The following is a 13,148-nucleotide window of genomic DNA, read 5'->3' as shown; positions in this document are numbered from 1 at the left end:
TAGCGAGTTTCAGGTAACTGAGTCAAATGAGGAAGCTGTGACGAACGTGGCCGAGGTGTCCGCCGAGGAGTACCTATGCACAAGGATCCGCCGCGCCGAACAGGCGCTGATGGCCCATCACGAAGCCGTCCTGCGTACCTACGGGCTCACCATGACCCAGTACGCGGTGCTGCTCACCCTCTCCCGCGATGACGGCATGTCCGGCGCCCAACTGGCTCGTGCCTGCGGCGTCACCCAGCAGAGCATGGCCACGGTCCTCACCGGCATGCAGGCCAAGGGACTCATCGACCGGCAGCCATCACCCGTGCACGCCAAGGTCATGATCGCCGATCTCACCGACGCCGGCCGGAGCCTCCTCGACAAGGCCTACCAAGAGGTCAACGTGCTCGAGAAAGCCTTCGTCGACAAGTTCACCCCGGCTGAGCACAGGCAATTCTGTGACCTCCTCGATCGAGCCACAGAAACGCTGGTCGAACAGACCCTCCGACCCCCGAAGCCAGCGTCCGCTCGCCCTCCATCGACCTGAGCGAGCCAAGGCGCCTAATGGCGCGACAACACAACGGTGCATGCGTCTTGGAGGTTCAGAAGCGACGCGCCGGCAAATGGGTCAGCGAGCCCCCGTATTTCACGGCGCGCAGCACGGGCGCCGTCTCCAGGTGGTGAATGCCGTGCAATGGCGCCACCCGGCTGGTGAGGTAGTCGTACAACGCTGCCCCGTCCTCGCAGGACACGCTCATGCACAGGCCGGAAGATCCGGTGGTGGCCACGACGAAGGCGGTTCCGCGGTGACCGGCCAACGCCTGCCCTATGGATTGGAGACTTGCGGGCGAGACGGTGAGCCAGATGATGGTCCGCAGTCCGAGCCCGAACAACTGCGGGTCGAACTCCACGTCGAAATACATGGCGCCGCTCAGGCGCAGCGAGGCCATTCTGCGCCGCAGTGTGATCGGGGGCGCGTCACCCCGACGTGGGAGGAGACCAAGCAGGTGTTCGCCAGGGCCGCCGGGTTCGATGTCACCGCCGGCAGGCCCGTGTGGATCAGCCGTTTCGGCAATACCGTTCGCCAGGCCACGGCGTACAGGCAGGGCCGGGTCCTGCTGGCGGGCGACGCCGCGCATACCCTGCTGCCGGCCGGCGGTCAGGGGCTCAACCTGGGTGTGCAGGACGCCGTCATCCTCGGCTGGAAGCTGGCGGCCGAGCTGTGCTGCTGGGCCCCGCCGGTACAGCCATCCGGTACGACGTCGGCCCGGGTGACCATCCGCTGACCGGGTGCCGTCTGCCGTACCGGCCACTGACCGTCGAGGGCGAGCGGACCGACACCATGCGGTTGCTGCACCGGGCCCGGGGCGTGCTGCTCGCGCTCGCTCCTGGGCCGTGGGCGGTGGCGGACGGCTGGACGGACCGGATCGAATCGTGCGTGCCCGCGCACTGGACGCCGATGCGGGGTACGCCTGCGCGCTGATCCGCCCTGACGGCCACGTGGCCTGGGCCGCGGCAGCGGAGGATCCTGACGTGGGCGGCCTCAACACCGCCCGGCACCGCTGGTTCGGTGCGCCACGAGGCGAACGAGCGACGGACAGGATGAGCGAGTGCCCTGTCGAGCTATGATCGACGCAGTTCCCAAGCTGATGCGCGGGTTCGACTTTCGTCACCGTTTCATTGTTCGCCGATCCTCGATGTCCGCCTCAAGCGAGGGAGACCGGCATGGCAACTCCGTCCTGGTTCGAGTCTCTTCCCGAAGTGATGGGTGAGGCCGAATACCGCGCGCTGCCTGAGGACGTCGCCAGAAGCATCGAGGTCGTTCACGGCCATGTGATCAAGTGCGAGTCGCCGGCTCCGCAGCACAACCGGATCGCACGTCGCCTCGCCAGTTCGTTGGAGACCGCGCGTTCCGCCAGCGGTCCATGCATGAGTGTCGAGACCGACATTGATGTAGTGCTCTGGCGGGTTCCCAAGTTCACCTTCCGGCGTCCGGATGTCGTGGTCTATAAATGCCTGGACGATCCCGGCCAGAAGCCCGAGGCATCGCAGACCCTCGCGGTTGTCGAGGTGTCCTCTCCGGGCACAGTCCGTGAAGACCTCACCGACAAGCGCATCCAGTACGCGGCCTCTGGCATCCCGCTCTACCTCCTGATCATGCTCGACGAGAAATACGAGATCGTTGAGGTGAAGGAGTTCCACCTCGACGCCGTCGCTTCGGAGTACCGGCTCCATCAGGTGCACAGGTCTGAACTTGAGCTGGAACTCCCCATCCGGGCCACCATCCCGTTCCTCACCCTGACCGCCCCCTGACGCGCGACTGATGGAGGAGCTCACTATTCAGCGGTGATGCGGCGAGCCAGTGCCTCGCCGGCGGGTCGGCCGGTGACGAAGGCTCGGAGGAACGCGGTGACTGCGTCGAGGTCGTGGCCTTCGGCCGCGGCGTCGATGGATCGGTAGAGGTCGTCTTCGATCTCGATGATCTGCCGGGCGAGGCGCTGTCCCTCTTCGGTGAGGGACAGTTCGATGTGGCGGCGGTCGTGCGCCGACACCTGACGGTCAACCAGGCCCACGGACGTGAGCCGATCGACCAGGCGGCTGGGGCTGTTGCCGCTCTCGCAGACCAGCAGGTCGCCGAGGCCGTTGAGGGTGAGCGATCCGCGATCCCGCAGGATGCGGATCACTTCGGCCTGAGAGGGGGTGATGCCGAGCGGGCGCAGGGCCTGGGCGAGCAGCCGGTTGCCTTCTCGCTGGGCGGCCAGGATCAGGTATCGGAGTTCTTCAGCCGGTCGCACGCGAACGTACCTCCTGATTCCTGGAGAAGGACCCGCTCACGGCGGCCAGACGTGCGGCCGCTCCAGGATCGTGCGCCGGCAATATCACCAGACCCGGGTTCCGCTCCCGCAGGGTGTTGATCGCCTTGGTGGTGTCGCTCAGTTGCCGCTTCTCCCCGACTCCCGGGACCAGGCTCTCCCGCAGCAGGCGAGCGTCGTACGTCAGGTCGCCGACCATGAGCAGCGGCGGATGTCCGGCTCCGCGGACCAGCAGTGACAGCGACCCGGGAGTGTGGCCGGGAGTGGGGAGCAGGACAAGGTCACCGTCGCCGAACAGGTCGTGGCCGGCCGTGAAGGGCGCGAGCCGGGGGTCGTCGACAGGGCCGGGATCGACCCGGCGCCAGCGCAGTCCGGGCAGGTCGATGTGAGAACGCAGGAGTCCGCGCAGTTCGGGCAGGGGCGCTTGGAAGGACCGCCATTCCTCGCCGCTGACCACGATCTCGGCATGGGTGAGCTCGCGCAGGCCTCCGATGTGATCCTGGTGCAGGTGGGAGAGCACGGCCGTGTGCACGTCGGCGATGTCGTAGCCGATGGCGGCCAGCCGGCCCCTGAGGGTGTCGGCGGGGCCGATGTCGAAGCGTGCCAGCCTGTCGTACATCACGCCGGTGATGCCGCCGGGAAAGTAGCCGGGGTCGGTAACCGACGCGCGGTCCTGACCGGTGTCGAACAGCACCAGCCCATCGTCGCGCTCGATCACGTAGACGTTGATCGGCAGCGGCGGGGTCCAGCTGCGCGAGGTGAACAGCCACCAGTACATCGGCTTGCGGGTGGGGCCCACGTGCTCGGGGTGGATCGACACGCTTCCCGTGCTGACCACCGACACCTGCTTGATCGTGCTCGTTTCGTTCCTCATGCAGATTAGATTACACGACATGTATGTCGTGTCAAATGTTTTGCTGTCTGAGGCGCTGGGGCCCCGGTCCACCCGCGCTGCGGAGGGTGGGTGGACCGGGGTAGGGGGGTGGCTGTCAGGCGCAGGTGTAGCCGGACGGAAGTGCGGTGTTGCCGTTCGGGCGGGCCGCCTGGAGGCCGACGCTGGTGGTGCTGGCTCCGGGGGCGAGGGTGCCGTTGTGGCTGACGTTTCTGATCGTCACGGTCTGTCCGCTGACGGTGACGGCGCCGTTCCACGAGCCGGTCAGCGTGTGCCCGGGCGGCAGGGTGAAGGTGGCCGTCCATCCGGTGATCGTCGAGGTGCCGGTGTTGGTGATGGTCAGGGGCTGGATGACGTACCCGGTGCTCCACTGGGTCTGTACGGTCGGAACCGCCGTGCAGGTTCCGGTGGACGGGCCGGTTTGGGTGTTGACCTCCGCGGTGTTCGAGACCGGCGAGGTGTTGCCCGCGGCGTCCCGCGCCCTGACCTGGTAGCGGTAGGTGGTGCTCGGGGTCAGGCCCGTGTCGCTGAACGAGGTGGTGGTCGAGGTGCCGACCTGGGTGAACGTGCCACCGCTCGCGCCGGGCGCGCGCAGGATGTCGTAGCCGGCGACGCCGTTGTCGTCCATCGAGGCCGTCCAGCTCAGGTTCGTGCCGGTGGACGTGGTTCCCGAGGCCGCCAAGCCGGCCGGGGTCGTCGGCGGGGAGGTGTCGCTGGAATTGTTGAGGGTCGGGGTCTGCCAGTCTCTCCACTCGGACAGATTGCCGAGCGCCTTGGCCGAGATCCTGATCGCGCCAGGAGCACTGCCCGTCTTCAGCAAGAACTTCTGGATGTTCTGCTGCAACGGGGTCCGCCATTCAGATCTGTTGGCGCAGTGGTTGCCGTCCTGAATGTCGGACCAGTAGGTGAGGTTGTCTCCCGCACCGAGCGCTTTGTAGACCTCCGCTCCACCCAGGGCCGCGACGCTCGCGGACTTGGGGCCGAGATTAACAATGTGGGGATTATCCATGATGAACAGTCCGCGGGGCGCGACCATGGCCACCATTTCATGCGTGTCCACCGGCAGCCTGTTCGGGTTGCCGGTGAAGGAGCCGAACGCGTCGCCCAGCCACGGCTGCTCTCCATAGGCGCTGCTCAGGCTCTGGGCGCCTTCCCCGGGGATCCCGCGGAAGATGGGAACACCGGCGCTACCCGACTCGATCGGCATGGTCAGTGCGATGCGCTGATCGAACGCGCCGATGACGAAGGCGCCCTTTCCGAACCGCGAGCATCCCGTGACGCCGGTCGCATCCGCTTTGAGAATGCTGCCGTCCGACTGCTCGATGACGTCGATGATTCGGCTCACACCCCAGGCCCAGGCGAGCAGCAGTCCGGTGCTGCTTGAGGAGCCGTAGATGCTGTAGAACGCGCCTTGCTTGTTGTTGCGTGGCGTGCCCTCTCGCCCGACCGCGTAGGGGTCGTAGTTGATGACGGCGGCACCGGCCGCGCTGATGGCGGCCGTGTCCGCGCCGAATCCGCCCAGGACGACGACGGCCGGGAAAGGTCCGGAACCGCTCGGCAGTGAGACGCTCGCTGAGAAGCCGGCGCTTCTGCCGTTGTGGTTCACGTTCACGGTGATGCCGGTTCTCGAGACCGTTCCCGTGACGCTCGCCGGCTTTCCGGGCTTCTCGCCGTAGACGAACCGCTCCGCCAGCTTCTTGATCTCTTCCCGTCGGCACCGCCACTCGGACTTGGCGGAGATGCGCGTACCGTCCAGCTTTTTGAAGGGATCAGGAAGCTTGGAGTTGGTCGGTAAGGATCCTTCGTCGGGCAGGCCGGTCACTGCGCAGTCGGCACCTTCGTCCTCAACTCCACCAGCCGCGGCGGCCACGGTGGATGGTGCCGCCACCGCTCCAGCGACCGAGAGCGCCACCGCTACCGCCAGCGCCATGGAGCGGGCCAAGCTGATGATCACCAGGGCTCTCCCTTCCGCGTGGGGTGTTGGCGACGAGTCTGGGAATCCGCCCGAAACATGTCAACGTATGTTCCGAAATATTTCGGTGATTGGCATTGTGTCGTTCCTTTGAACTGGAGATACGTTCGTTCTGGATGTCAACACTTTCGGAAATTAGCTGAAAACGGGCGGGTTCTATGCGGTCAGCCCTGTCATTCCGAAACTTTCGCCGAGGCCGGGCCGTAGTAGGCATCGGCCGCTATGACGATTCGCATCATCCCGCTGATTGATCCTCAGCTCTCGTCATCCAGTCGGCGCCTCGCCTGGCTGGCCACGTGATCGCGCAGGCAGAGCCGGATTCGCCGGGAGACGCCTTCCTGTCGGCGCGTGGCTTCCGCAGGGTTTTGACCTTGACCTACACGCGGCTGCCGCCGGCACAGACGGACCTCGTCGAGCTCACGGAGATCGTGTACAGCCCGCATCCCGGCTACCGCCTGGTCGTGACCGGCTCCATACCGTCGCCACCATCGGTTCCATCGCCGGATTCACCGAGTTGGTCGTCCCAGGAGACGGCCAGTGCGATGCCCAGCACTACTCCACCGGCGTGCTCCCCGAACATCGCGGGCACGGCCTGGCCCGCTGGATGAAAGCCGAGGCCATCCGGCAGGCACGCGAGCGCTATCAGGACCTCGACGGCCTGCCGACCGAACCTCTGACACATAGGGGAGGTCACGCATCGTCCGGCAGCGGTTCGCCGGTCTCCAGCAGCGACTTCAGGCTCGCCACCACGTTCGGCCAGCCGTGGCTGACCATCTCGGCCATGCTCGATCCGGGCTCGAAGCCGTCGTGCACGACGGTGAGCTTCACGACCTGCGCGGCGGCCTTCTCGATCGTGAAGGTGACCTTCGAGCGGGCCTCGCCGGACAGCCGGGCGAGCAACTCCTCGTCCCAGCCGAAGCGCTTGGCGAGTTCCGGGGTGATGGCGTGCCAGGTGTAGGAGAGCCGGTTGTAGGGATCGGCCTCCAGCACGACCTGCTCCGGGTCGCTGATCAGCACGCCGTGGTTGTCCCAGGTCATCGGCGAGCTGACGGACCAGTCCGTAATGAGCTCCGTGGCCCAGTAGCGGCGGGTGAAGGCGGGCTCGGTCAGCGCCTGCCAGAGCTTCTGCGGGGTGGTGCGGATGTAGGTGGTGTAGACGAAGGTCGGCGCGTCCATCGGGGTCTCCTCCAGGGCGAGTTTCAGGTCCGCCAGGGCTTGGACCCTGGCCCGGTCGTAGCGGCTGATCCACCGGTGGGCGATCTCGTGCACGGGCGCGGCGTTGAGGTAGTGCAGCTTCTCCCGGCCCCGCCGCACGGTGGCGACGAGCCCGGCCTCCTCCAACACCGCGAGGTGCTTGCTGACGGACTGCCTGGCCATGTCGAGTCCGGCGCACAGCTCGCGCAGCGTCTGCCCGTTGCGGGCGTTGAGCGAGTCGAGCAGCGCGCGCCGGCTCGGATCGGCCAGTGCCTTGAACACCTCGTCCATGCCCGTCCTCGTATCCGGGTTGCCGTCTGTTGATATGCAGCCTTGCGGCTGCCTTTAATTTAGGCAGCCAAATGGCTGCATGTCAAGTCGCGCGGCCCTGTGGCCCCGCCGCTGAGGTGCGAGATCCGTGCCGGTCTCTTGGAATCAGACCTTGGGAGACGGTCTGTCGCGCCAGGCTGCCCGCCGGTTCGGCGGGCCAGGCGCTGGGGTGGCCGAGTCAAGGCCGCGGTTGGACATGTTCGGCACAGCCGTGCAGCGACGGCAACCCCGTCGCGAGAGCGGACGCCGTGATCGCGGCCGACGGCATCAGCAGCAAGCTGCGCGCACAGCTCTTCCCCGGCCACCCCGGGCTGCGGCGGACCGGCCGGATGGACCTGCGCGGCATGCTGCCCCGTCCTGCCGGCCTGGCTCCAGACCTGTTCACCAGCCAGTTGGTCGACCGCCGCTACGGGGCGATGTTCGGCCTGTTCGCCGTTGGCGAGGACCGCCTGTACTGGTTCACCGACTCCGTCCTGCCCGCCACGCCGCCTGACCCGAACGAGGCACGCCGGCACATGCTGTCGCTGATGGCCGACTGGCACCCCCTCGTCACCGCGCTGATCGAGGCCACCCCGCCCGACGACATCTACGTCGACCTGATCGCCCGCCTGGCCGAACCTCTGCCCTCGTTCGTGGCCGGCAGGATCGCGCTCCTCGGCGACGCCGCGCATGCCATGCCACCCGACCTCGGCCAGGGCGCCAGCCAGGCCTTCGAGGACGCGGCCGCACTGAGCCGCCACCTGACCGGCGCCGAGCCGGCAGATGTCGCCGGACAGCTCCTGCACTACGACGCCGAGCGCAGACCCAGTGCCAACCGGATGATGCGGGCGGCGCTCCGGCAATCGCGGCTGACCTCCCAGACCGGCGTCGCCGCGTTGCTGCGCGACACGTTGCTGCGTGCCATACCGTCCCGACTGGCCACTCGGCAGCTTGCCGCCCTCTGGCGCGCCCAGTAGGTCGAGCTCTGGGATTGGCGCGCTTTGAGGTACGGGAGATCGCGGCGCACCCGATCGTATTCGGCGCTCGATCGCCGCAGCTCGCGCCACTGCTGCGCGCTGGCCCACGCCATCGACTGTCGCAAGCCGACACCGAAACTCTCAGCTCTACGTCAAGTCGAGGATGTCCTGCCGTTCGGATCAGCCCTGACGCATGGCACGTCTGATGCCGAGGGCGGCGGTGATCAGCCAGACGATGAACGTCACCGCCATGAGGCGCTCTCCGAGTCCGGTGGCTGAGCGGTTGCCGAACAGGCCGCCGAGCTGGTTGTCGAGGATGCCGGTGGCCCAGAAGAGCGCATAGCCCGCCGGCGGAAGGAAGGCCAGTCCGTTCAGTCTCGTGGTGCTCGTGGCCGTGAGGATCGGGCGGGTGAGCAGCGGCCCGGTGAGGGCGAAACAGGTGAACGCCAGGATGCCGGCCGCCGCGTGGATCACGCCCGAGGTGGTCACGAATCGGGGATCGGTCGGGTCGATGGGATCAGTCGGGAACGCCCCGACTACCACCATGCCGAGTCCGGCGGCGGCCAGCAAGGTGAGGCCTGCGCGTGGTCGGGGCGACGGCAAGGTTGCGGCGATCGCGGCGGTGAGGGCGAGCACTCCCAGCCCGAATGCCAGCGCGGCAAAGCTGAGTAACCAGCCGTAGGGCCCCAGCACGTACTCGCTGACGGTGATGCTGATCGGATCCCTGCCCGGGTCGATGACGTGCAGGCTCGCGACCAGGCCCACGAATACGAGAATTCCCGCGATGCCGGCCTCCGCCAGCTTCGCGACGTCCGTGCGCCTGCGTTGCTCGGGGATCTCGTCGGTGGTCGTCATGAGCATGGCTCCGTTCGAAGTCTGTCTACGATGTAGATGTAATCTACGGTGTAGACACACGCTCTGTGACATCGGCAAGGAGAGCCATGATGATCGACTCGGTTGATGTGCCCGGCGCGCGACTGCACGTCGAACGTGCCGGTGACGGCCCCGCACTGCTGCTGATCTCCGGTGGCGGAGGCGACGCCGGTATGTACGCGGACGTGGTCCCGCTGCTGGCAGGGACGTTCACCGTGATCACCTACGACCGGCGCGGCAACTCCCGCAGCCCGTTCACCGAACCGGATGCCCCGATCGCGATGGCCCGCCAGGCCGACGACGCCGCCGCCATCCTCGACCACTACGGCCTGGAGCGCGTCTACCTCTTCGGCAACAGCGGCGGCGCGACCATCGCCCTGGAGATGGTCGCCAGGCATCCCGACCGCCTGCTGGGCGCGGTCGTGCACGAGCCGCCGCTGGTTCAACTCCTCCCGGCAGACGCTCCCGAGCGGCGGGAGATCGAACGCATCGGCCGACTCGGCCGGGACGGGCACCTGATGCGGGCCTATGCGGCGTTCGGCGCGATGACGCTGCCCAACCCGCCGCGGATGTTCCTGTCACCCACCGGCCAAGCCGTCATCGCCGCCGGAACCCACCTCATGCTCGCCGCCGGCGACCTGGCACGGAAGCTCAACCGACGGGAGCCGGACGCGATGACCCGCCAGCTCCGCAACGCGGAGCTGGCCTTCCGCCGCGAGTTGCCGGCGTGCTGCTTCGACTACCGGCCCGACCTGGCCGCGCTGGCGGCCACGACGGCACCGTGGTGCCTGGCCACCGGGCGCGACAGCGTCGGCAAGCCTTACCACACTCCCGCGCACGTGCTGTCGGAGCGCCTTGGCATACCCTGCCAGGAGTTCCCCGGCGGCCACCTCCCGTTCATGCAGCATCCGGAAGAATTCACCAAGACACTCACCACGATCCTGGAGGGCTTCCCAGCATGACGGCCGACCCCAGCCCGCCGGGCAGGCTGCCGGAGCCACCCAGCCGGCCCACCCTCACCCGCGAATACCTCGCCGTCGCCGCGCTCGCCCTCATCGACAGCCACGGCCTGCGCAAGTTCTCCATGCGCAAGCTCGGCACCGCGGTCGGCTTCGACCCGATGGCCGTCTACCGCTACTACGACGACCAGGAGGCGCTCTTCGACGGCGTCGCCGAGGCGCTGTTCACCGAGATCGACGTCGACACCCTGCCCTGGGACGGCTCCTGGCAGGAGTTGGCGCGCGAATACTGCATGCGGTTGCGCGACACCCTCCTGCGCCACCCCCACGCCGTGCAGGTGTTCGCGACCCGTCCGGTACGCTCACCCACCTCCATCGACACCGGCGTCAAGATGCTCACCAAACTCCACGCCGACGGCATCTCCCCGGCAGACGCCCTCCGCATAGCCCGCTGCCTGCGCGAATTCACCATCGGCCACGCCCTGGCCATCTCCGTGACCAAGCTCGGCGCAGAACGGCGCAGCCGCAAACCACGGCCCGACAGCCCCGACTACAACCTGCTCGCCGAAGCAGCCGACGCCACCACCCTCGACGACCACTTCGAGATCGGACTCACCGCCATCCTGCACGGCTTCCAGCACTCCGCCGACTGAGAAGGCCGCCTCCACACACGGATGTTCAAGCCCCCAGACCTTCCCAGGGCTGCTCCACCGCCACGCGGGCTGATCACCAAGGTCATGATCACCGGTTCAGGAATAGGCACCAAGGGTTATGGGGATCCCTCGCTAACCTCCACGAAAGCGCCTCAAGCCGCTGGAACTGGCACTCCGCTGGCGCCAAGCCGCTGAACACGGCCAGGGCGGGCGGCTCTACGGCGCGTAGTCCGGTTTGGAGCCCTCATTCGAGGTTGTTTCGGGGCCTGGCGGTGGTGTGCGGAGTTGTCTGTCTTGTGTCCGCTTATCGGGGGCCCGCAGTACGATCCGCAGCACTTGGACAGCGCGGTTCTGGCGCTTGGCGGAGGGGGCCCACAGGGCGGTCAGACCTGCTGCTACAACGATGATCGCCAAGGCGAGTGGCAGTACCGAGGCACTTAAGCCCACTGTCTTGAAGAAGTCGAGCACTGACGGCCTCCTGGCAGCGCGAAGCTTGCCAGAGGTCTCTCCCGCCCGGTTCAGGTGAGGATCAGCAGCCCTGGGGCACCGTTGTCAACGGTCAAGTGCGTTTTTTGCCTGGCCACGGGCATGCTTCGTCGGCGGAATCCAATGGTTCCTATGCCGAGGTGTGGGGGGCGCGGAGCCCCCCACTGAACACAGTCTGAGTCCCATTGCGCGAAGCGCCGACCAGGTGAAGGCCTTGCGTTCAGAGCCACCCGGGTTTCACCAGGCCGGATTCGTAGGCGATGACGACGAGTTGGGCGCGGTCTCGGGCGTGGAGTTTCATCATGGCTCGGCTGACGTGGGTTTTTGCCGTTGCGGGGGACATGAAGAGGTTCGCGGCTATCTCGTCGTTCGTTTTGCCGGTGCCCACCAGGGACAGGACCTCGCGTTCGCGGTCCGTCAGTTGGTCCAGGTGGTTGGTGGCGGAGGGTTCCTTGGCGCGGGTGGCGTACTCGGCGATCAGGCGGCGGGTGACGCTGGGGGACAGGAGGGCTTCGCCGGCCGCGACCACGCGGACCGCCTGGATGAGTTCGGCCGGTTCCGTGTCCTTGACGAGGAAGCCGCTGGCGCCGCCGCGCAGGGCCTCGAAGACGTACTCGTCCAGCTCGAAGGTGGTCAGGATGATGACGCGCGGGCCCGGTGGCATCTGGCGGGTGGCGGCCAGGCCGTCGGTGCCGGGCATGCGGATGTCCATGAGCACCACGTCCGGCGCGTGCTCGCGCGAGAGGCGTACCGCCTCGGCGCCGTCGGCGGCCTCCGCGACGACCGTCATGTCGGGCTGGGCGTCGAGCAGGGCTTTGAAGCCGGCCCGTACCAGTGCCTGGTCGTCGGCGAGCAGGAGCTTGATCATGAGGTCTCCTCTGCGACGGCTGTCATGTTGAGCGGGGCCAGGTTGATCACGAGGTCTCCTCGGGGAAGGGCAGCTTGGCCTCGACCTGGAAGCCGTTGCCGACCGGGCCGGCGGTCAGGGTGCCGCCGAGGGCTGAGGCGCGTTCGCGCATGCCGGGGATGCCGTTGCCGCTGCCTGATTCGGCCAGTACGGCCGGCTTCGTCGCGCCGGTGTCCGCGATCAGGACGCCCAGCTCGCTCGTGCCGTACTCGAGCCGGACCGTCACCCGGGAGCCGGGCGCGTGGCGGGCGGCGTTCGTGAGGGCTTCCTGGATGATCCGGTACGCGGCGCGTTCGAGTTGCGGCGGTAGCGGCCGGGAGCCGACGTGTTTGAGCGTCACGTCCAGGCCGGAGCGAGTCACGAGCTCGTCGAGGCGGTCGAGGCCGGCCGTGGGGGAGCGGGGGGCGCCTTCGCGTAGGACGTTCAGGACTGAGCGCATCTCGCCGAGAACCTCCTTGGAGGCGGACTTGATGGTGGTCAGGGCGGTACGTGCTTGCTCGGGCTGTTCGTCCATGAGGTGCAGGGCGGTGGACGCCTGAACGTGGATCAGCGAGATGTTGTGCGCGAGTACGTCGTGCAGCTCCTGCGCCATAGTCAGCCGCTCCTCGCTGGCCTGCCGTCTGGACTCCTCCTCGACGACCCGCTGGTGCTCAGCACGCCGCTCCTGCCGGATCCTGAACAGCTCGGCAATCACCATGAACAGCAGGATGAACGCGGTGATCGCCAGGTTGTGGAAGTCCCAGAGACTGCGACCGTTCCCCAAATAGCCATAAATCAGGAAAACGGAGAGCGTAACCCCCGACAGGATCCACGCGATCAGCCGCCGCCCGCCCAGGACGAGCGACGAGACCATGAACACCGGCGCCAGAAAAATCGGCCCATACGGATATCCGCCCACCACATAGGCAAATGTCGCCAAAAGCGTGATAACAGCTGAGAGGGCGGGAAATTTGCGGCGGCCCAGTATCGCCACCGGCCCCACCAGCAGCAATACGTACGCCAGCGAATCCAGCGGCTCCCTGAAATCCCGCTGCCCCCAGGCCGCCCCCTGCGACAGCACCACCTGGACCACCGCGACGATCAACGCGACATAGACGTCGTTCCCGGGCTTCTTACGCACCCCCCCAACGCTAG

At 67.2% G+C, this 13,148-nt stretch carries 14 protein-coding genes and 2 pseudogenes; 8 read left to right on the top strand and 8 right to left on the bottom strand.

Annotated elements, in window-relative coordinates; all coding sequences use genetic code 11:
• Positions 1 to 37: 37 nt before the first annotated feature.
• Complete coding sequence (locus tag AB0B91_RS55805; protein WP_358339873.1) at positions 38 to 526, top strand: MarR family transcriptional regulator; 489 nt, start codon at positions 38 to 40, stop codon at positions 524 to 526.
• 55 nt (positions 527 to 581) lie between these two features.
• Here AB0B91_RS55805 and AB0B91_RS55800 read toward each other — a convergent pair whose 3' ends face one another.
• On the bottom strand, positions 582 to 929 hold the full coding sequence (locus tag AB0B91_RS55800) for an Lrp/AsnC ligand binding domain-containing protein (protein ID WP_358339872.1): 348 nt from the start codon (positions 927 to 929) through the stop codon (positions 582 to 584).
• Between the two features lie 57 nt (positions 930 to 986).
• On the opposite strand from AB0B91_RS55800, the gene AB0B91_RS55795 reads away from it, so the two are divergent.
• The 3 genes and pseudogenes from AB0B91_RS55795 to AB0B91_RS55785 all read left to right on the top strand — a co-directional run bounded on the left by AB0B91_RS55795 (position 987) and on the right by AB0B91_RS55785 (position 2,292).
• The gene (locus tag AB0B91_RS55795; protein ID WP_358339871.1) at positions 987 to 1,265 is read left to right on the top strand and encodes an FAD-dependent monooxygenase; all 279 of its coding nucleotides are present in this window, start codon (positions 987 to 989) and stop codon (positions 1,263 to 1,265) included.
• Positions 1,202 to 1,608: pseudogene (locus AB0B91_RS55790) on the top strand (hypothetical protein). The gene AB0B91_RS55795 and the pseudogene AB0B91_RS55790 overlap by 64 nt, the downstream one beginning before the upstream one ends.
• Positions 1,609 to 1,704: 96 nt before the next feature.
• Entirely contained in the window at positions 1,705 to 2,292 is a 588-nt protein-coding gene (locus tag AB0B91_RS55785; RefSeq protein ID WP_358339870.1) for a Uma2 family endonuclease, read from the top strand.
• 23 nt (positions 2,293 to 2,315) lie between these two features.
• Here AB0B91_RS55785 and AB0B91_RS55780 read toward each other — a convergent pair whose 3' ends face one another.
• The 3 genes from AB0B91_RS55780 to AB0B91_RS55770 all read right to left on the bottom strand — a co-directional run bounded on the left by AB0B91_RS55780 (position 2,316) and on the right by AB0B91_RS55770 (position 5,638).
• Positions 2,316 to 2,774 carry a MarR family transcriptional regulator gene (locus AB0B91_RS55780; RefSeq protein WP_358339869.1) on the bottom strand — a complete coding sequence of 153 codons (459 nt, stop codon included), beginning with the start codon at positions 2,772 to 2,774 and terminating at the stop codon, positions 2,316 to 2,318.
• Positions 2,761 to 3,666 (bottom strand): N-acyl homoserine lactonase family protein, encoded by a 906-nt coding sequence (locus AB0B91_RS55775; protein ID WP_358339868.1) that lies wholly within the window; start codon positions 3,664 to 3,666, stop codon positions 2,761 to 2,763. The genes AB0B91_RS55780 and AB0B91_RS55775 overlap by 14 nt, the downstream gene beginning before the upstream one ends.
• A gap of 115 nt (positions 3,667 to 3,781) precedes the next feature.
• A complete protein-coding gene (locus tag AB0B91_RS55770) occupies positions 3,782 to 5,638 on the bottom strand; it encodes a cellulose binding domain-containing protein (protein WP_358339867.1) in 1,857 nt (618 codons plus the stop codon).
• A gap of 265 nt (positions 5,639 to 5,903) precedes the next feature.
• Between AB0B91_RS55770 and AB0B91_RS55765 the strand changes: the two are divergent.
• Positions 5,904 to 6,284, top strand: a pseudogene (locus AB0B91_RS55765) (hypothetical protein); the annotation flags it as partial.
• A gap of 62 nt (positions 6,285 to 6,346) precedes the next feature.
• Here the strand turns inward: AB0B91_RS55765 and AB0B91_RS55760 are convergent.
• The gene (locus AB0B91_RS55760; RefSeq protein WP_358339866.1) at positions 6,347 to 7,141 is read right to left on the bottom strand and encodes a metalloregulator ArsR/SmtB family transcription factor; all 795 of its coding nucleotides are present in this window, start codon (positions 7,139 to 7,141) and stop codon (positions 6,347 to 6,349) included.
• Positions 7,142 to 7,428: 287 nt separating this feature from the next.
• Between AB0B91_RS55760 and AB0B91_RS55755 the strand changes: the two genes are divergently transcribed.
• Positions 7,429 to 8,136, top strand: a complete 708-nt coding sequence (locus AB0B91_RS55755; protein ID WP_358339865.1) for an FAD-dependent monooxygenase — start codon at positions 7,429 to 7,431, stop codon at positions 8,134 to 8,136.
• Between the two features lie 180 nt (positions 8,137 to 8,316).
• Here the strand turns inward: AB0B91_RS55755 and AB0B91_RS55750 are convergent, their stop codons facing one another.
• The gene (locus AB0B91_RS55750; RefSeq protein ID WP_358339863.1) at positions 8,317 to 8,991 is read right to left on the bottom strand and encodes a DUF998 domain-containing protein; all 675 of its coding nucleotides are present in this window, start codon (positions 8,989 to 8,991) and stop codon (positions 8,317 to 8,319) included.
• An 86-nt stretch (positions 8,992 to 9,077) separates the two neighbouring features.
• On the opposite strand from AB0B91_RS55750, the gene AB0B91_RS55745 reads away from it, so the two are divergent.
• Positions 9,078 to 9,971 (top strand): alpha/beta hydrolase, encoded by an 894-nt coding sequence (locus AB0B91_RS55745; protein WP_358339861.1) that lies wholly within the window; start codon positions 9,078 to 9,080, stop codon positions 9,969 to 9,971.
• A complete protein-coding gene (locus AB0B91_RS55740; protein WP_358339859.1) occupies positions 9,968 to 10,621 on the top strand; it encodes a TetR/AcrR family transcriptional regulator in 654 nt (217 codons plus the stop codon). Before AB0B91_RS55745 ends, AB0B91_RS55740 begins: the two co-directional genes overlap by 4 nt.
• Positions 10,622 to 11,327: 706 nt before the next feature.
• Here the strand turns inward: AB0B91_RS55740 and AB0B91_RS55735 are convergent.
• Positions 11,328 to 11,975, bottom strand: coding sequence for a response regulator transcription factor (locus AB0B91_RS55735; protein WP_214633688.1), 648 nt, complete (start codon positions 11,973 to 11,975; stop codon positions 11,328 to 11,330).
• A 46-nt stretch (positions 11,976 to 12,021) separates the two neighbouring features.
• Entirely contained in the window at positions 12,022 to 13,134 is a 1,113-nt protein-coding gene (locus tag AB0B91_RS55730) for a sensor histidine kinase (protein WP_358339858.1), read from the bottom strand.
• Positions 13,135 to 13,148: the final 14 nt, after the last annotated feature.

The organism is Nonomuraea sp. NPDC049141 (assembly GCF_040648415.1).
In the GTDB taxonomy this organism is placed as follows: Bacteria; Actinomycetota; Actinomycetes; order Streptosporangiales; family Streptosporangiaceae; genus Nonomuraea.
Note: the sequence above shows the minus strand (reverse complement) of the source record. Positions and strands in the feature narration are given on the sequence as shown.